This window comes from Embleya hyalina, assembly GCF_003967355.1.
In the GTDB taxonomy this organism is placed as follows: domain Bacteria; phylum Actinomycetota; class Actinomycetes; order Streptomycetales; family Streptomycetaceae; genus Embleya; species Embleya hyalina.
On sequence record NZ_BIFH01000014.1, the window covers coordinates 243284 to 261735 of the forward strand.

15 protein-coding genes are annotated in these 18452 nt (G+C 70.9%); 5 read left to right on the top strand and 10 right to left on the bottom strand.

Features of this window, described 5'->3' with window-relative positions; translation table 11 throughout:
* Positions 1-245 precede the first annotated feature (245 nt).
* Complete coding sequence (gene ddaH, locus EMA17_RS05460) at positions 246-1091, bottom strand: dimethylargininase (protein ID WP_371862962.1); 846 nt, start codon at positions 1089-1091, stop codon at positions 246-248.
* Between the two features lie 1690 nt (positions 1092-2781).
* Here ddaH and EMA17_RS05465 point away from each other — a divergent pair.
* Entirely contained in the window at positions 2782-3351 is a 570-nt protein-coding gene (locus tag EMA17_RS05465) for an LmbU family transcriptional regulator (RefSeq protein WP_246126463.1), read from the top strand.
* A gap of 141 nt (positions 3352-3492) precedes the next feature.
* Here the strand turns inward: EMA17_RS05465 and EMA17_RS05470 are convergent, their stop codons facing one another.
* On the bottom strand, positions 3493-4137 hold the full coding sequence (locus EMA17_RS05470) for an FMN-binding negative transcriptional regulator (protein ID WP_126635763.1): 645 nt from the start codon (positions 4135-4137) through the stop codon (positions 3493-3495).
* Between the two features lie 414 nt (positions 4138-4551).
* Here EMA17_RS05470 and EMA17_RS05475 point away from each other — a divergent pair, with 414 nt between their 5' ends.
* Positions 4552-5838 (top strand): lysine N(6)-hydroxylase/L-ornithine N(5)-oxygenase family protein, encoded by a 1287-nt coding sequence (locus EMA17_RS05475; protein ID WP_307721525.1) that lies wholly within the window; start codon positions 4552-4554, stop codon positions 5836-5838.
* 18 nt (positions 5839-5856) lie between these two features.
* On the opposite strand, the gene EMA17_RS05480 is transcribed toward EMA17_RS05475, so the two are convergent.
* The 3 genes from EMA17_RS05480 to EMA17_RS05490 form a co-directional block, all read right to left on the bottom strand.
* Entirely contained in the window at positions 5857-6579 is a 723-nt protein-coding gene (locus EMA17_RS05480) for a hypothetical protein (protein ID WP_126635765.1), read from the bottom strand.
* A 64-nt stretch (positions 6580-6643) separates the two neighbouring features.
* Entirely contained in the window at positions 6644-7519 is an 876-nt protein-coding gene (locus EMA17_RS05485; RefSeq protein WP_126635766.1) for an SAM-dependent methyltransferase, read from the bottom strand.
* A 199-nt stretch (positions 7520-7718) separates the two neighbouring features.
* Positions 7719-9494 carry a CDGSH iron-sulfur domain-containing protein gene (locus tag EMA17_RS05490; RefSeq protein ID WP_126635767.1) on the bottom strand — a complete coding sequence of 592 codons (1776 nt, stop codon included), beginning with the start codon at positions 9492-9494 and terminating at the stop codon, positions 7719-7721.
* Positions 9495-9612: 118 nt separating this feature from the next.
* On the opposite strand from EMA17_RS05490, the gene EMA17_RS05495 reads away from it, so the two are divergent.
* A complete protein-coding gene (locus tag EMA17_RS05495; RefSeq protein ID WP_126635768.1) occupies positions 9613-10221 on the top strand; it encodes a TetR/AcrR family transcriptional regulator in 609 nt (202 codons plus the stop codon).
* A 13-nt stretch (positions 10222-10234) separates the two neighbouring features.
* Here the strand turns inward: EMA17_RS05495 and EMA17_RS05500 are convergent, their stop codons facing one another.
* A complete protein-coding gene (locus tag EMA17_RS05500) occupies positions 10235-10786 on the bottom strand; it encodes a hypothetical protein (RefSeq protein ID WP_126635769.1) in 552 nt (183 codons plus the stop codon).
* 146 nt (positions 10787-10932) lie between these two features.
* Complete coding sequence (locus EMA17_RS05505; RefSeq protein WP_126636102.1) at positions 10933-11334, bottom strand: MarR family winged helix-turn-helix transcriptional regulator; 402 nt, start codon at positions 11332-11334, stop codon at positions 10933-10935.
* A 320-nt stretch (positions 11335-11654) separates the two neighbouring features.
* Here EMA17_RS05505 and EMA17_RS05510 point away from each other — a divergent pair, with 320 nt between their 5' ends.
* Positions 11655-13130 (top strand): MFS transporter, encoded by a 1476-nt coding sequence (locus tag EMA17_RS05510; RefSeq protein ID WP_126635770.1) that lies wholly within the window; start codon positions 11655-11657, stop codon positions 13128-13130.
* Positions 13131-13224: 94 nt separating this feature from the next.
* Positions 13225-14244 (top strand): NADP-dependent oxidoreductase, encoded by a 1020-nt coding sequence (locus EMA17_RS05515; RefSeq protein ID WP_126635771.1) that lies wholly within the window; start codon positions 13225-13227, stop codon positions 14242-14244.
* A 165-nt stretch (positions 14245-14409) separates the two neighbouring features.
* Here EMA17_RS05515 and EMA17_RS05520 read toward each other — a convergent pair whose 3' ends face one another.
* From EMA17_RS05520 to EMA17_RS05530, 3 genes are all read right to left on the bottom strand, one after another.
* The gene (locus tag EMA17_RS05520) at positions 14410-15858 is read right to left on the bottom strand and encodes a CHRD domain-containing protein (RefSeq protein WP_126635772.1); all 1449 of its coding nucleotides are present in this window, start codon (positions 15856-15858) and stop codon (positions 14410-14412) included.
* 110 nt (positions 15859-15968) lie between these two features.
* Positions 15969-16583, bottom strand: coding sequence for a hypothetical protein (locus EMA17_RS05525; RefSeq protein WP_126635773.1), 615 nt, complete (start codon positions 16581-16583; stop codon positions 15969-15971).
* Between the two features lie 245 nt (positions 16584-16828).
* Entirely contained in the window at positions 16829-18298 is a 1470-nt protein-coding gene (locus EMA17_RS05530) for an SDR family NAD(P)-dependent oxidoreductase (RefSeq protein ID WP_126635774.1), read from the bottom strand.
* Positions 18299-18452: the final 154 nt, after the last annotated feature.

Consider the following 18452-nt stretch of genomic DNA (forward strand, 5'->3'; position numbering starts at 1 on the left):
CCTCACCCCGTAGTCGGGATCCGAGTCCCCGGAACCGCACACACCGTCCCCGGAACTGGCAATACCCTAGGGGAACCGGACCCGCGCCTCGGCCGGATCGGCCCGACGCCATCGATGGCGCCGGGGTGGCGCCGCGGTGTCGATGGCGGCTGCGACGGTGCCGGCGCGTGGCCGGAAGGCCGTCCCGTCGACGGGATCCGGGCATTTCGGGCGGCCCGGCCGGCACCGTTTCGACAACCGGTCGGTCAGCGACGCAGTTCCAGCGTGCAGCACTTGGTGTTGCCGCCGGCCTTCAGCAGTTCGGTCAGGTCGATTCCCTGGGGGATGTAGCCGCGCTCGCGCAACTGCGGGCCGAGAAGCGGGACGGCGCGTTCCGGGAGCAGTACGTGCCGACCGTCGGAGAGCGCGTTGAGCCCGAACATGGCGGCGGCGGCCTCGTCGGCCAGGATCGCGTCCGGGAAGCGCTCGGCCAGGACGCGGCGGCCGGCTTCGTCGAACGCCTCCGGGTAGTACATGATCTCGTCGGGGCCGAGCACGGACAGCGCGGTGTCCAGGTGGTAGAACCTCGGGTCGACCAGGGTCAGGCCGAGCACGGGCAGGCCGAAGAACTCGCGGGCCTCGTCGTGCGCCCGCGGATCGCTGCGGAAGCCGCTGCCGGCCAGCAGTTGCCCGCCGACGAGGAGGAAGTCGCCCTCGCCCTCGTTGATGTACTCGGCCTGGTGCACCTCGGCCCAGCCGTCGGCGCGGAACCAGTCGAGGTAGGCCGCGGACTCGTCGACGCGCTGTCGGTGACGGAAACGGGCCACCAGCACCCGGCCGTCCACGACGGTGGCGCCGTTCGCCGAGAACACCATGTCGGGCAGTCCGGGCACCGGTTCGATCAGCGCCACGTCGTGCCCGAGCGCGATATAGGCGTCGTGCAGGCGTTTCCACTGGGCCAGACCGGTGTCCGCCGACGTGGGCACACTCGGGTCCATCCACGGATTGATCGAATAGGTGACGTCGAAGTAGGTCGGCCGGCACATCAGATAGCGGCGCGGTCGAACCGTTCGGTTGTCGGGCGTGGTTCGTTCGGTATCTGTCTGGGGCACGTTGATTCCCTTGTTCTCCGTGATTGTGTCCGGGGGATGAAATCAATGCCGAATTCGGCGGTGTGCGACACCGGAGGAAAACACGGTGTGCGCCCGATGATGCGGGCATACCGGAAAAGAGCGGGATTGCCGCCGATCGAAACTAGCACGAGGTTCGACCGGATATCCGTCCCGTTGACAGGACAGTCGTCGATTCGGTCGACGCGGCGCCGTGAAAGCGCTCCGCGACGGGTCGCGCCGGAGATCGATAATCGCGCTTTCCGGCGGACCCGCGGCCGCATTTCCCACCGACGCGAGCGTCGCCGCCCAGAGGCGGCGGGGGCGGGGTCTCCGGGTCGGCGGGGCGCGCGCGGGGACGCACCCGGAGCGGAGGGGGCGCGGGCGGATCGGATCGCCCCGCCCGATCCCACCGCCGGTACCCGGGGTCGAGTCGACCCTCCCGGCCACGTCGGAACGCCCCCGGGACGACCGAGCCGAACGCCCGCGCGACCGAGCCGGCACTCACGCCCGTACTCACCCCCGCACCCAGGTCCGCACCCACATCGACACCCACATCGGCACCACCTTCGGCACCCGGATCCGCGCTCCCGACGACCCCCGACCACCCCCGCGCCAGCTCCCGCGTGCGACACGCGGTCCGCCGCGGCGACTCCCGGAGGCCGTTCCGGCACTTCTTCCCGTCTCGTCGCACCCCGCCGTGACCCCGACACGCCGCGTGTTCGCCGGCCGGATCGTGCCGCCGACGCGACGCCGATCGGAACTTCGAGCTGATGTTCGAAACAACCATCCGGATGGTGATCGGATGTCTCCCGCGAGCCTCGCCGTGAATATCCGAGGGCGGTGCGTTAGGAAGGCGTCAATACGCATGAGTAGCCGAGTGGGGGGCGGTTCAATTCGTCTATAGTGACCGCCCCGCGAGAGTGGTCGAAGTGATCGATCGAGTGCGCCGGGTCCGGACCTGCGGCCAACCGATTGCCTTTCCTGCGGGTTGGGCTGCGGGACGATCCGGTTGGTCGATTCATTTCCGCCGTCGGCGAAATGTCGATGAACACCAACCAAACAGTTGCGTAGGCAATCGGTCGCGAACTGTTAGTGGTTGGTTCCTTGATTTCCGGGACTTGCTGAGATCTACTCGGGTAGGCCCGATGAGCACCACTCTGAATGTGGATCTTCGGGAGTCGGCGGGGGTGTGCCGCCGACAGCCGCAACGCCAACGGGGATCTGTAAAGAGGCGAACGGGGCAAACCCTTGATGCACGCATTCGTACACATGTCGACCATGTCCGGCCCTGACGCCGCGCCCTGTGCGTGGTGTAGCCGCATGCTTCCGGAAGCCGTGTCGCCGATCACCCGGGTGGGGGTGATCCGTCGGCGACAGGTGACACCGGGGTCTGCGGCCGGGCCGGGGGTCCACTGAATGCAGATCGGATATCGGGCACACCCCGTGGCAGAACTCCCTGGGGCAACGCACTGCGCAAACAGCGGTTATGGCCTGCGCACTATTTGCTTGTTCGAGCATGCACGCACATGGAGGCATGGTGGCGAACCAGACGAGAGTTCACGAACGCGAGAGAGAGGCACAGTTGCACTCGGGGCCGGGAGTGGTCGCCCGTCCGCGAAGAGCTGTCAGGGAACATCCGCATTGCGGACGATTGCTCACCACAAAGGTGGGTCTGCAAATCCCAGCCGACATGACCTTCGAGGATTGGGAGCAAGCCGGGCGTAAGCTCTCGGGAATCTTGGATTCCTCGTCGTGGTGGCTCGGCGACTGGTTGGTATACGGAAAAGATCACTATACCGACCTGTATCAGCGAGGGATACGCGCAGCGGGGTTAAGCTACCAGACGCTCCGGAATTATGCGTGGGTCTCCAGGAGGTTCGACTTCGATCGTCGGCGGTCCGCGCTCAGTTTCCAGCATCATGCCGAGCTGGCCTCGTTGCCGATCGGTGAACAGGAACTGTGGCTGGACCGCGCGGAACAGATGAAATGGACCACCAAGCAGCTGCGCAACGCCATTCGCGACGCGCGAGCGGACGAGGGGCGCGACGGCCGGCAGATCGAGGCGACCCGTCGTCTCGCGGTGCCCGGTGATCGTATCCAGTGGTGGCACAAGGCCGCCGAACATTCCGGAATCGACTTCGAGCAATGGGTGCTCGCGACGCTCGACAACGCCGCCGAGCGGGTGCTCGAGGACGCGATCGAGGTCGCGTTGGAGGACGTCCAGGAGGGCGTGCCGCAGGAGGCCGGCGTCGGCGTCTGACCGATCCGGTCGCAGGTCGGCACGTGGGGACGGGCGGGGGCGGTCCGGAAATCCGGTACCCCCGCCCGACTCCCGTATCGGTGAACCGAGGGGCCCGTGCTCCGGGTCGGGCATGGGCCCCGTCGGCATGTCGGGCCGCGGTCAGGGCAGGCGGCTCATCAGCTCGGCCGTGGCGCGATGCCGCGTGCACCCACGCTCGCCGAACGAGCGCTGCACCCGGTCCCGCACCTCGCCGGGTTGTTCCTGGCTCAGCTTGAACATGCCGTCGGCCCGGGTCACCCGGATCCGGAAGGCGCCCACGCCGCCCACGATGCTGCGGAAGTACTCGACCGATTCGGTCATGTCCCAACCGGTGCCGACTTCGCTCTCGAAGGCCCGGACGGTGGACTTCACCACGCCCAGCGTCTCGTCCAGCGAATCGATCTTCTCCACCGTGCCTCGCAGGTGCACCGACGTGAAGTTCCAGGTCGGTGCGGCCGGCGTGATCTCGTACACGGTCGGCGAGACGTACGCGTGCGGTCCGGTGAAGGTGAGCAGCACGGTGCAGCCGTCGGTCAGCGCCCGCCAATGCGGGTTCGCCCGGTTCATGTGTCCGAGCAACGTGACACCGATCAGGTCGTCGCTCCATTCGGTGTGCCGCTCGGGGTCGAGGATCACCGGCAGGTGTGTGGCGAAAGGCCCGTCCTCGGGGCTGCCGTTCAGTGCCACGAGCGCCAACGGATTACTGCGGATCAGCTCGACCATCCACGAACCGTCCGGTTCGCGATACTGCCGGGGAACGAACATCCGGAACTCACCCTTTCGGTGACCTGGTGCAGGGCGCGGCTCCACGACGACGGAGCCGGAGTCCTTGGTATGGATACGAGCGGGGTGCCGCCGTGGCGGGGGTGTTGTCCCGTCGGCAGGACGGCGTACTCCGCTGCATTGCGACCGAGCCCTTGAAAGGTGTGCTCGGCCCCTCTAAGTTGAAGCTGCGGTGCTTCCCGGCGCAATACCGAATGCGTTTCTCCCGGATCTCCGGTCGAGAGATGCGGGAACAGCCGACAACGCTCGACGATGTTTTCCGCTGAATTCCAGGACGCCCGACCAGGGTCCCTTCCCGGTTTCCGTGACCGACCCGTCGAAGATACGGAAGTCCCTGTCGCCGCCACGCTAGCGAGAGAGTATTCTATGGGTACTTTTGCACATGAAATCTACGACGTGGCGGGCATTGGATTCGGGCCCTCCAATCTGTCCCTGGCCATCGCCCTGGAGGAGTACGGGGGCGCCGGTCGAAACGGATCCCCGGACCGACCCGGGGCGATATTCTTCGAGCGGCAGCGTGCGTTCGGCTGGCATCGCAATATGTTGCTGCCGACCGCCACCATGCAGATCTCGTTCATGAAGGACCTGGCCACGTTCCGGAATCCGGTGTCGCGGTTCAGCTTCGTGTCGTATCTGCACGAGGCGGGCCGGCTCGCGCAGTTCGTCAACAACCAGGACTTCTTCCCGACCCGCCAGGAGTTCCACCAGTACCTGGAGTGGGCGCAGGCGAGCTTCACCGACCGGGTGCACTACGGCTCGGAGGTCGCCGCGATCCGGCTGCCCGCGGGCGTCGACCCGGCCTCGGCCGAACATCTGCGCCTGGAGATCCGCGACGGCTCCGGGACCCGTACGGTCGACGCGCGCAACGTGGCCATCTCCACCGGCCTGGTGCCGCGCCTGCCCGACGGCATCCAGGCCGACGAACGGGTGTGGCACAGCTCGGAGTTCCTGGACAAGTACAGCCGGACCGACCCGACCGGACTGCGCACCGTGGCGGTGGTCGGCGCGGGCCAGAGCGCGGCCGAGATCACCCGGTTCCTCTACGACGAACTCCCGCACGCCCGGGTGTACTCGATCATCCCGTCGTACGGCTACTGCGTGGCCGACGACACCCCGTTCGCGAACCAGGTGTTCGACCCGAGCGCGGTCGACGCGTACTACTTCGGGACCGACCGCACCCGCGAGGCGTTCTGGCAGTACCACCGGAACACCAACTATTCGGTGGTCGACGACGAGGTGATCCGCGACCTGTACCGGCGCTCGTACGACGAAGAGGTGCGCGGGGTCGAGCGGTTGCACTTCCTCAACCTGACCCGGGTCGACGAGGTCAAGCGGGCGGGCGACGAGACCCGCGTGTCACTGCTGTCGCTGCTCGACGACGAATCGCCCGAACTGGACGTGGACGCGATCGTGTTCGCCACCGGCTACGAGGCGATGGAACCGAGCCGCCTGCTGGGCGAGTTGGACCGGTACTGCCTGCGCGACGAGGCCGGCCGGCACCGGGTGGGCCGCGACTACCGACTCGTCACCTCGCCCGAACTGCGCTGCGGCATCTATCTCCAGGGCGGTACGGAGCACACCCACGGGCTGACCTCCTCGCTCCTGTCCAATCTCGCCATCCGCAGCGGCGAGATCGCCGAGTCGATCCTCGGCCGCCGTCCGGCGGAGGCGCTACACGGCTGACGTCACCGACGCGAGCCGCTACTTCCCCGCGGGCAGGCGATCCACGACCTGGCCCGCGGGGGGTGCGACGGGCACGCACGAGCGTTCGCTGCGGGTGATCCTCGCGTTCTGCGGACGGGTGCCCTCGGAGCGGACGACGACGGGATACGGCTTGCCGTACGCCCGCACGTAGACCGTGCGCGACCGCCGCCGGCCCTGCGCGTCCCCCTCCCCGTCGACCCGGGTGAGGGGGATCAGCGTACGGCCGTCGATGGTGACCGGTTCGCCCTTGGTGTAGCCGTCGCCGCCGGGTCCGAAGACCACGCCGGCCGTGTCCAGGGGATCGCTCGGGTCGTACGCGAGCATCGCGTAACGATCGGCGTACGTGCGCCTGTTCGCGGCGGTGTCGGGCAGGCTCGTGCCGGCCCACTCCCAGAACGCGGCGCCGGCCTTGAGGTAGGACTTCCCACCGACCACGATCGCCTCGCCCGCGCGCCCGTCCATCTCGAACGTGCCCCGGTAGTCCCGGCCCTGGCGTACGCACAGGTCGAAGTCGACGCGTCTGCCCGCGGTGAGCACCTGGTCGCCGACGATGCGGATGTCGTCGGCGCCGCGCAGCAGGCTCGCCGACTCGCGGACCAGGTCCCGCGCGTCCCGGTCGACGTTGGACTCCAGCGCGTCACCGACACCTGCGCAGCCGGCGAGCGCGGCGCAGCAGAGGACCACCGCCGTGGCGGTCACGGCCATACGGGATGTGTACACGACGTTCCTTGCCTGCGAAGTTCCGTGCCTGCGAACCCGGAATCCGACGGGTGGGTATCTCGGGTCAGGGTTTGATGCCGACGGCGCCGTAGCCCCAGACGTTCTCGACCTCGTCCAGCGGGTGTCCGGGTTCGCCGTCCGGGTTCCAGTGGGTGCGCAGTCCGGGTTCGACCAGGTCGAATCCGGCGAACATGGTGCGGATCTCGTCGTGGGGACGCATGGTCATCTCGGCTGAGGCGTTCTTCCAGCCCTCGGCGCCCTTGCGGCCCTGGTTCGGGTTGGCGTCGAAGGAGGCGTGCGAGAGCAGCAACATGCTTCCGGAGGGCAGCGCGTCGCGAAGTCGGGCGACGATCTCGTGCGGTTTCTCGTCGTCCCGGATGAAGTGCAGGATCGCCACCAGCATCAGCGCCACCGGCCGGTCGAAGTCGATGACCTCCAGCACCTCCGGCGCGGACAGGATGTCCTCGGGCGTGCGCAGGTCGGCCCGGGTGAACGTGGTCCGGCCCGGATTCGCGTCGGTCATCAGCGCCCGGCCGTGCACGAGCACGATCGGGTCGTTGTCCACGTAGGCCACCCGGGCGTCCGGGGCGATCTCGTGGGCCACTTCGTGGGTGTTGCCCGAGGTGGGGATCCCGGTGCCGATGTCCAGGAACTGACGAATGCCCCGGCGGGCCGCGTAGCGCACGGCGCGGCGCAGGAAGAGCCGGTTGAGCCGGAGGGTGACCGCCAGGTCGGGGATCGTCGCGACGATGGCGTCGGCGGCGGCCCGATCGACCGCGAAATTGTTCTTGCCGCCGAGGAGATAGTCGTAGATCCGGGCGGTGTGCGGAACGGTCGTGTCGATCCGGATGGGCGGCCCGCCCTCGATCTCGTCGAGGCGCGGCAACCGCCAAGCGTTCTCGTCGCCTTCGCCCGTGTCCCCCGCCGGTATGGATGTCACGCCGCCTGCCTCCGCACCACAGATTCCGTACGTGCGCCGAGCGTACTGGGGACGTTCGCGGTTGGGGACGTCGGGCAACCGCCGCCGAGGAATCGGGACATGCCCCAGGTCGGTCGGCAACCGATCGGGGTGCCCCGCGGGCACGGTCGGCGCCGGCGGTCGGCCCCCGTGGCGCGGACCGCCGGCACCGGCGCGGGCTCTACGCGGGGGCGCCCTCGTCGACCCAGCGGGCGAAGACGTCCACCCGGTCGGCGGGCCAGGCGCCGTCGCAGGGCATGCTGCCCTGGCGCAGCCGGGCCAGGATCGCCTGCGCGTGCGCGCTGACGTCGTCGTGCGACCACAGGTCGAACATGAAGCTCATCGACTTGCGGTCCATCTCGCGGAACAGCGGCCTGATGTGCTCGGCGAAGCCGATCGGTCGGTCCGCGGCCGGCAGCGGCACCTCGGGCGTCCGCTCGTTCGCGACGGGGGCCAGTGCGGAGACCCGGGCGCCGGGGGTGGCGCCGCAGACCCACCACCAGCGGGGTACGGGCATGTGGGCCGGCGGCCTGGCGCCGGGCTGGGAGTTCTCCACCGCGATGCGCGATCCCCACTCGACGTAGGCGACGAACGCGGCGCGGAACTCGGCGTCGGTGGGCAGGCCCGCGTCGTTCGCGGCCCGGCCGATCAATCGGGTCCAGCGGGTGCGCCATTCCTCGGTCAGGGACTTGCCGGCGTGCTCGCTCACCATGTGGTCGTAGCCGCCGTACCGCTCGGAGTACAGCTTGGGGCCGCCGAAGGTCTCGACCAGCCAGGCCGCCACCCGCTCGGGGTGGTCCGGCGCCATCCGGGCGAACAGCGGGCCGAGCAACGGGTCCTGCGGTACGTACTTGTCGTAGAAGATGTGCGTCATGCGGGTCAGCGCGGGCAGTCCGCCGGCCCATTCGTAGAGCGTGGGCTCCTCGGAGCGCGGCGGGTCGGCGAAGTTCACGTACCAGTGCATGCCGCTGCAGAACGGCTTGTTCCGCGAATGGCCGCACCGGCACAGGCTGTAGTGCTCGGTCGGGGCGCCCGGACCGCGCGGCTCCGGTTCGCCGTCGGCGCCGACCAGCGGGATCGAGCCGGTCACCCGGTACGGTCCGTCCTGCGAGACCTCGATCGCGGGGTCGCGCGGTCGCGGCGGCGGGGACCGTCCGTCGATCAGGTAGTCGAGCGCACCGGACGGGCAGGCGCGCACGGTGCGGACGATCTCGTCCATGCGGTCGCCGGAGGGCGCCACGAACGGCTCCTCCTTGTGTCGGAAGACCGTGGCGAGCCGATCGGTGCACAGGCCCGAGTGCGCGCAGACGCCGCGGTTGTCGGTGATCGCGACGGGCGCGCCGGGGTAGGTCCGCCGCTCGTCGGGCACCCGGCCGGGGTCCTTGGCACCGGTGAACCCGTTCCGGGCGTGGCTGCCGTCGCACAGCGGCTTGGTGGTCGACTCGCCGCACCGGCACAGCGCGGTCTGCGGCGGCACCGGGATCGGCTCGCCGAGCCGGTCGGTCACGCGCGTGGCGTTGGTGACCAGGTACGGGCCGTTCGGCGCGACCAGGATCCGGGTCGGCAGACCGGCCTGGAGCGCGGCGAACTCCTCGACCAGCGCGGCCCGATCGGCCTCGTCGGCGAACAGCCAGGCGAGGTGTTGCAGCGCGGCGGCGGCCTCCTGGACGCCGAGCGGCGGCTCGGGGTCGGCCTCGGCGCGCAGCCGGGTGACGTCCGCGGCGAGGGCGCGCACGAGGCCGGCCGGATCGTCGTCGGTGGCCGTCGGGTCGACCGGCTCCGGCTCGGCGACGCTCCCGCCGACCTCGGCCAGCGCCTCGGCGAGCGGGCGGATCACCGTGTCCCGCAGCGGCTCGCCCGCGTCGGCGTCGGTCATCCGACGGGTGAGCCGGTGGTCCAGGGTGTGCGCCCGGGCCAGCAGCGACCGCAACCGGTCGGGGATCGGCGCGCCGGTCACGGGGTTCCGCCGGTGCGTCGGCCCGACGGGATGATGGGACGGTTGAACACGATGATCACGCTCGCTACCCCTGTTTCTCGGTGCGTTGCCGATCAATACAATACAGGAGTGTATTGAAATGGAAAGTGCCAACCGCGGTGCCGGTCGGGCGCGGGACGGCGCGATCGACGCCCGCATCCTGGCCGTCGCGGGACACCATCTGGCCCGGGACGGATACGCCGCGATGTCGCTCGCGGCGGTCGCCCAGGAGGCCGGCACGACCCGCCAGGCGCTGTATCGACGCTGGCCCGGCAAGGCCGAGTTGGCCGCGGCGGTGGTGACCGCGCTCGCCGAGGAGGAGCACGACGTCCGCGCCGCCGACCCGTTCGGCACGCTGGTGGCCGAACTCGCCGACTTCCAGCGCGGCGTCGGCAAACCCGGCCGGATGTCCCTGGTCGGCACGATGCTCCAGGACACCACCGACCCCGAACTGCGCGCCCGCTACCGCTCCCGGGTGATCGCCCCCCGCCGGGCGCGCCTGCTCGCCGCCCTGGAAGCGGCTCGCGGCCAGGGCCAACTCGCGCCCGACGCCGACCTGGAGGTCGCCCTCACGATGTGCACCGGTTCCTGGTACGGCCGCGAACTGGCCGGGGCGCCGGTCCCGACGAACTGGCCGTATCGCACCGCGGCGTTGCTCTGGCGCGCCCTCGGCGGCACGGTCCCGCCGGAGGGCGCCGACGCGACGTAACGGGCGGGCCCGGTCATGTCGACGGGTCGAACGGTCGGCAACCGGCGTGCGGTTCGGCGGCGAGCCACGCGGAACGGGGCCGGGCCAGGACCCGATCCCGCAGCCGGCCGGCGTCGGCGGCGAAGGCCCGGGCCGCGGCCGTGGGTGTGTCGTGCTCGAAGGACCACTCGGCGTCGGGGTGACCGCCGCAGTCCGCCGGCGGCGGGCACTCGCGGCCGATCTCGACCTCGCTCAACCAGGGCGGTCCCCAGCGCATGTCGAACGCGCAGCGCCGGGGGAAGTACAGCGCGGCCAGGAAGGTCCGGCCGTTGGGGAGTTCGAGCCGGCCCTGCACGCTCGCGCAGTGGATCCCGTCGAAGTGTTGGCCGACGTAGTGCACCGAGCCGGGGATGCCGAGGTGCGCGCCCGATTCGCGCAACCGGGCGTCGGCCTCGGCGAGCGCGGCCCGGACGGCGACCGCCTCGTGACCGGCGACGGAGGGGAAGACCCAGGTGGGGTCGCCGAGTTCGAGGGGCGTGGGGACGAAGCGCAGGCCGGACGCGGGGTCTTCGGGATCGGTGGTCATGCGCCGCCGAACCGGTGTCGGACCGGTGCGGCCGCGGGGAACTCGATCTCGGCGGTCGCGGTCACCGACCGAGCGTGCCGGGTGCGCGCACCTTCGGGCAAGCCGATTCGCGCGGTCGGGCCCGGGGCGGACCCGGGCCGGCGCGGTCAGGTGTGCGGGGCCTCCATCGCCGGGCGCAGCCGGCCCAGCAGGCCGTACAGCGCGGTGCGCTCGTCGAGGGTGAGCGCGTCGAGCGCGGCGCGCGTGGTGTGCATCTCGGCCCGGATCCGGCGGATCGTGTCGTGCCCCTCCTCGGTGGCCACCACGTTCTTGACGCGCCGGTCGGCGGGGTCGGGCTCGCGGCGGACCAGGCCGCGCGATTCGAGCCGATCCACGATGCCGGTGACGTTGGAGGCGTCGCACGCCAGCCGATCGGCCAGCCCGCGCATGGGCAGCGGGCGGCGCAGCAGGGAAAGCGTCTTGGCCTGCACGGAGGTGAGCCCGTGCCGGCTGACCACCGCGGCGAAGTCGTGGAAGTACGCGGTACCCACGGCGGCCATGGCGTCCATGATCTCGGCGGTGCTCGGCTCGGCGGGGGCGGTGCCGCCGGCGTCGGGCCCGCCCGGGTGCGCGGTGCCGCTCGTGCCACCGGGACCGCTCGTGTCGCCCGGGCCGCCCGTATCGCCCGCGCCGCCCCCGTCGCTGGTGTCGCCAAGCCTGTTCATGGCGCCAAGACTGCTCATGGCCCCAAGGTAATGCAAAAAGGTTGAGGACTTCAACCATTGAACTTGACGTAGCAATTTCCGGGTGTCTACGGTCGGTCTCGCCAATTGCTTGAAGACTTCAACCATCGAGGCCAACAAGCTTCTCGCTCGCAGAAAGAACACCCGTGACCCCCACCCCGCCCGACACGCGACGGTCCGGTGGACCGCTGATCCTCGCCCTCGGCCTGGCCGCCATGGTCGTCGCGATGGCGCAGACCCAGGTCATCCCGATCCTGGGGCTGCTCCAGCAGGAACTGGACACCACGCCCGCCGGAGTCGGCTGGGTGACCACCGCGACGCTGTTGTCGGCGGCGGTGTTCACGCCGCTGCTCGGCCGGTTCGGCGACCAGCACGGCAAGAGGCCGACCCTGATCGGCGTACTGATCGTGATGATCGCGGGCTCGGTGCTCGCGGCCGTGACGTCCTCGCTGCCGCTGCTGATCGTCGGCCGGGTGCTCCAGGGCGCGGCGACCGCGATCTTCCCGCTCGCGTTGTCGATCATCCGCGAGGAGGTGCCCGTCGAGAAGCTGCCCGGCGCGATGGCGCTGATCAGCGGCACGCTCGCGTTCGGCAGCGGCCTGTCGCTGGTGGCCACCGGGCTGCTCACGCGCGGTGACGATCCGAACTACCACCTGGTCTTCTGGTTCTCCGGGATCCTGTCCGTCGTGGCGCTGGTCGCGGTGCTGATCCGGGTGCCGGCGAGCCGGGTCAAGGCCGGCGGCCGGATCGACCTGCTCGGCGCGGCCACCCTCGGGCTGTTCCTGGTCCTGCTGCTCCTGGGCATCTCGCAGGGTCACGAATGGGGCTGGGCGTCCGGCCGGACCGTCGGCTCCTTCGTCGGCGCCGTGGTGATGGCCTTCGTGTGGGTCCTGGTCGAGCGCCGGGTCGCCGACCCGCTGGTGGACCTGCGGATGTTCGTGCACCGCCCGGTCCTGTTGACCAACCTGGCCGGTCTGTTCGTCGGCTTCGCCGCGTTCACCCAGTTCATCGGCATCTCCTACCTGGTCCAGATGCCCGAGCGGGTGGCCGGATACGGCTTCGGCGCCTCGGTGTTGCGGGCCTCGGTGGAGTACCTGCTCCCGGGCGCGCTGATCTCGCTGCTCGCGGCGCCGCTGGGCGGTCTGCTCGTGGGCCGGATCGGTGCCCGGGCCACGCTCGCGATCGGTTCGGCCGTCGGGGTGGCGGGCTTCGCCTGGCTCGCCTTCGGGCACGGCGCGTCCGCGTCGGTGATCCTCGCGGGCATGCTCACCGGTATCGCCATCTCGTTCGGCTACGCGGCGATGCCCGCGCTGATCGTGGCCGGCGTACCGCACCACCAGACCGGCATCGCGAACGGGATCAACTCCATCTCGCGCAGCGTCGGCAGCTCGATCGCCAGCGCGGTGATCACCTCGCTGCTCGCGTCCGAGTCGGTCGAGGGCCTGCCCCCCGGCCTCCCGCCGATCCCGACGGAGAGCCGATTCACGCTCGGCTTCGTGATCGCCGGCGTGATGCTGGTCCTGGTCGTCGGGGTGGCGTTGCTCGGCCTGCAGCGGGTACCCGCCAGGGCCGAATCCACCGCCGTGTCCCACCCGCGGATCCGGGAGTCCGCGGACGCCTGACCGACCGCCCGTCCCCTCCGCCGGTCCGTTCCGCCGGTCCGTTCCCCACCTCGTCCCGCACCTCGTTCCGCACGTCAGAGAGAGGCCACCCGAGATGACTCCCACCACCAGTCGCGAATGGCACATCCTCGCCCGCCCGAAGGGCTGGCCGAAGGAGGAGGACTTCGCGCTGCGCGAGGTCGAGATCCCGGAGCTCGCGGACGGACAGATCCTGGTCCGCAACCTGTTCCTGTCCGTCGACCCGGCGATGCGCGGGCGGATGAACGACGTCGCGTCGTACACCCCGCCCTTCGCGCTGAACCAGCCCATGCAGGGCGGCGCGGTGGGCCGGGTCGTCGCGTCCCGGTCGGACGCCTTCGCGGTCGGTGACGACGTGCAGCACTGGCTCGGGTGGCGCGAGTACTCGGTGGTCGAGGGCCGGGGGGCCGGGGCGGTCAAGGTGGACCCCGACCTCGCCCCGCTGTCCGCCTACCTCGGCGTGCTGGGAATGCCCGGCCTGACCGCCTGGGCGGGCCTGCTCGACATCGCGTCCTTCCGCGAGGGCGACGCGGTGTTCGTCTCCGGCGCGGCCGGCGCGGTGGGCAGTCAGGTCGGCCAGATCGCCCGGCTCAAGGGTGCCTCGCGGGTGATCGGCAGCGCGGGTTCGGCGGACAAGGTCACCCTGCTCGTGGACGAGTACGGCTTCGACGAGGCGTTCGACTACAAGGACGGGCCGGTCGCGGAGCAGTTGGCCCTGGCCGCGCCCGAGGGCATCGACGTCTACTTCGACAACGTCGGGGGCGAGCACCTCGAGGCCGCGATCGGCGCGCTGCGCACGCACGGCCGGGTCGCGATGTGCGGCGCGATCGCGCAGTACAACGCCACCGAGCCGACGCCCGCGCCGCGCAACCTCGCGTTGTCGATCGGCAAGCGGCTGCGGCTGCAGGGTTTCATCGTGACCGACTCCTTCGGCCGGCGCGACGAGTTCCTGACCGAGGTCGGCGGCTGGCTGCGGAACGGCGAACTCAAGTATCGCGAGACGGTGGTCGAGGGGATCGAGAACAACCTGTCCGCGCTGCTCGGCATGCTGCGCGGGGAGAACATCGGGAAGATGGTCGTCGCGCTGCCGGAGTGAGCGGGCGGGGTCGTCGGCCGGACCGAGCGGCCGGGGCGGGCGACCGCGGTAACCGGACGCGGTGACCGGACGCGGACGTGCCGAAGGGCCGCGCGTGGGGGTCGACGCGCGGCCCTTCGGGATGGTGCGGGCCGGTGACTCACCCTCGGGGGAGGGGAGTTCGACTCAGCCCAGGAACAGGTAGTCCGCCTGGTACGGCACCTCCGCCGTCGGCCGGGCGGCCGGGTCGCACGAACCCGTCGGTGCCACACCGCCCCGGGTGTTCAGGCGCAATACCTGCGTGGTCGCGGAGAGCAGCGCGTCCGGCCTGCCGGTCTGCGTCGCGTTCAGCACCAGCTCGGGGATGTTGCCGTCGCCGTTGGGCAGTTTGCTCGCCACCGCGCCGGTGACCGCGCTGCCGTCGGGCGCGACCCACTGCGGCGGGCCGGCCGTCGGGGTCACGAACGTGTGCTTGAGGTCGCCCTGGAGCTTGGCGGCGACGTCGAGCTGGGTGAACGCGGTGCCGCCGTCCTTGGCCGTGCACTGGTAGATCTGCTTGCCCGCGACCACCGACAGGTTCAGCGCCGGCGACTTCGGGGTGACCTTTCGGGAGAGCTGCCCGCGCACCGCGCCGCCCGGGAACTCGCCCGTGTGCAGGTTGGTGTAGTAGTTCGCCGGCGTCGCGTTGATCCGTTCCACCAGCGCCGGGTCGATGCCCTCGACGGTGCCGGCCAGTCCCGTCACCGACTGCGGCAGCCCGGCCTTCGCGTCGAACAGCGGCGCGACCACGTCGCCGTTGGCCCCGGCCGCCGCCCGATGCAGGTGGCCGAGCGTGGGCGGGGCGATGCCGGTCCAGCCGAACGACCAGTCGATGCAGTTGCCCCACGGGCGGATCGAGGTGTCGGCCCGACCGTCCGGGTCGGCGGTCTTCTTGCCCTCGGCGTTCGGCACCTCCTGCTTGCCGGTCGCCTCGGCGGGCAGCGTGCCGGTCTTGAGCACACTGTTCACGTCGGCCGGTCGGGCCAGCTTGACCAACTGCCCGCGTACCGCGCCGCCGGGGAACTCGCCGGTGTGCACGTTGAAGTACACGCTCGCCGGGTCGCTCTTGATCCGGTCGAGCAGCCCCGCGTCGGTGACCTTGACGGCGCCGGTGACCGCGGTCGCCGAGTCGGGCAGCGGCGACGCGAAGAAGGGCACCTTCACCTCGCCGTTCCGCCCCTTGTCGCCCAGGTGCAGGTGGGCCGCGGTGGGCGCGCCGATGCCCTCCCACCGGATGCCGAACGACACCTGGTCGCCCTTGATCCGGACCAGCGCCGTGCCCTTGCCGTCGGGGTCGCCGACCCGCGCGTTGCCGCCGGGAACCTCGTTGGCCCCGGTCAGGCCCGCGGCGAAGAACGTCTCCTCGCCGGCCGCGGGCTCGGCGGCGCCGGTCGTGGTCAGGTCGGAGGCGGGCACGGCGCCGGCGTGGTCGGCGCCGTGGCCGACCGTACCGGGATCGTTGGCGCCCTTGGCCGCGGCGGCCGGATCGGGGCGCGTGGCACCCGATCCGGTGTCCGAGGACGAGCAGCCGGCGACGGCGAACACGAGACCGGCGGCGAGGGCGAGTGCGGGCAGCGGATACCTGCGTGCGGACATGGCGAGTCTCCCCGAAGACTGGGTTTGGTCGGTTGGATGCGTGCGTAACGCGTGTGGCGCGTGCCTGATGAGCGGTGCGGGCGGACGTCGGTCCGCACCGCTCGGGTCGATCAGTAGCCGTAGCCGCCACCGCTCGTGGTCGGCGCCTTGCTCGTCTGCGGTGCGCCGGTCGCGGCCGCGCCCGCCTTCTTGCCGTCGGGGGTCACCGCGAACCAAGTCCCGTTCACGCCCTGGCCCTTGGTGTCGCCGGGCTTGGTGTCGGGCGCGAAGCGGTACACCGGCCAGCCGGCGATGGTGACCTGGGTGCTGCCGTCGCTGCGGGTGACGCTGCCGACCGCGGACTGGTCGACGCCGGTCACGGTGACACCGCCGGTGGCGGTGACCGGGGGCCACTGGGTGGCGCAGGCGCCGTCGCAGTTCGACTTGGACGGCTTGGCGGTGTCCTTGTCGAAGCGGTACAGGGTGAATCCGTTGCCGTCGGTCACGATCGGGCCGAGTTTGGCGTCGGTGCCGGCCTTCAGGACGGCCTTGCCACCGTTCGCGGTCCCGGGCGTACCGGCGGTGCCGGGCGCGCTCGGTGCGGACTGCGCCGGCTGCGTGGCGGCCGGCGGGGTGGTGCCGGTGGACGTGTCGCTCTTCGAGTCGCTGCCACAGGCGGACAGACCGAGCCCGAGCGCACCGGCGATGGCGACCGCGGCGAGGCCGCGCGTGCTGAAGACAGACATGGTGAACCCCCGGAAAAGATCGATGAATGAGTCGAACTGCCATACGGGGAACGGAAGAAGTCGGATCCGTTCCCGGGCGGTCGACCGGTGCGCTGCCGGTCGGTGGTGCGTCGACATCCAGCAGTACGGGGGAGGGGTCGAAGAGGGTTCAACGGTCGGGAAAGTTTTTTTCGACGGATCCCGACCGGACCCGGAACGGCCCCGGCGAGAATCCTCGCCGGGGCCGAAAAGCGCAGGTCGGCGGCCTACCAGGCGGCCGGCGCGTAGTCCTTGAGGAAGCAGCCGTACAGGTCCTCGCCGGCCTCGCCGCGCACGATCGGGTCGTAGACCCGGGCCGCGCCGTCGACCAGGTCGAGCGGCGCGTGGAAGCCCTCGTCGGCCAGACGCATCTTCTGCGGGTGCGGGCGCTCGTCGGTGATCCAGCCGGTGTCCACGGCGGTCATCAGGATGCCGTCGGACAACATCTCCTCGGCGCTGGTGCGGGTCAGCATGTTCAACGCTGCCTTGGCCATGTTGGTGTGCGGGTGGCCGGGGCCCTTGTAGCCGCGGCTGAACTGGCCCTCCATCGCGGACACGTTGACCACGTACTTCCGGCGCGCCTTCGCCGCCGCCATCGCCGGACGCAGCCGGCTGACCAGGACGAACGGCGCGGTCACGTTGCAGAGTTGCACTTCGAGCAGCTCGACCGGGTCCACCTCGTGCACGCGCTGCACCCAGCTGTTGACCGGGTCCAGGTCGGGGACCAGGCCGCCGGCGTCGATCGCCGTGCCGGTCTCGATCCGGGCGGGCGAGGCCGAGCCGCTGGTCAGCGCGAGCGCGGTGAGCGCCTGCGGGGTCAGCGCCTGGTCGTCGCCGCGGGACTGGCCGGGCAGCAGTACATGGCCGCTGCCGCCGACGTGGCCGAACGACACCATCTCCGGCAACTCGCCGGCGGGCAGCGGCGCGGCCTCGGCGGCGGCCAGGGCCGCGTACGCCTGCGGGGTCCGGCGTACCGTCTGCGCGGCGTTGTTGATCAGGATGTCCAGCGGCCCCGCCTCGGCCACCGAATCGGCCAGCGCGACCACCTGGGCCGGGTCGCGCAGGTCTATCCCGGCGATCTTGAGCCGGTGCAGCCAGTCGGCGCTGTCCGGCATCGCGGCGAAGCGGCGGATCGCGTCGTTGGGGAAGCGGGTGGTGATCGTGGTGTGCGCGCCGTCGCGCAGCAGGCGCAGCGCGATGTACATGCCGATCTTGGCCCGGCCGCCGGTGAGCAGCGCCCGGCGGCCGGTCAGGTCGGTGCGCTGGTCGCGGCGGGCCCGGTTGAACGCGGCGCACTCCGGACACAGCTGGTGGTAGAACGCGTCCACCTCGCGGTAGCGCTTCTTGCAGATGTAGCAGGCCCGCGCGCGCTCCAGGACACCGGCGATCTCGGTGGTGGTGACCGTGGTCAGCGCGATCCCCAGCGTCTCGTCGTCGATTCGCCCCGGCGCGCCGGTCGCGGTCGCGGCGGTGACCGCCTCGTCGTTGGCGAGCACCCGGTCCCGACGCTCCTTGCGGCGGCGCTCCTTGACGCTCTTGTAGATCGCGGCCGTGGCCCGACGGATCCGCACCGCGTCCGGGTGCTCGACGTCGAGGTCCTCCACCTCGGCGAGCACGCTCAGGCACAACTCCATACGCGCGGGGTCGATCCCCTCCGCCACGCCCGTATCCGCCTGAATCTCGCTACTCGCTGTCATCGCCGTTGCCGTTTCCTGTGCTCGCCGGTGCCACAAAACCCCGGCGGAACTCTACGTCGTGCCGACACGTGGGCCAATTTTCACAAGGTCGGGTGGTCCGGCGGTCGCACGGCGGTTGGGGCGTGGCGGGTGGGCGGTCGGTGCGGTCGGGCTC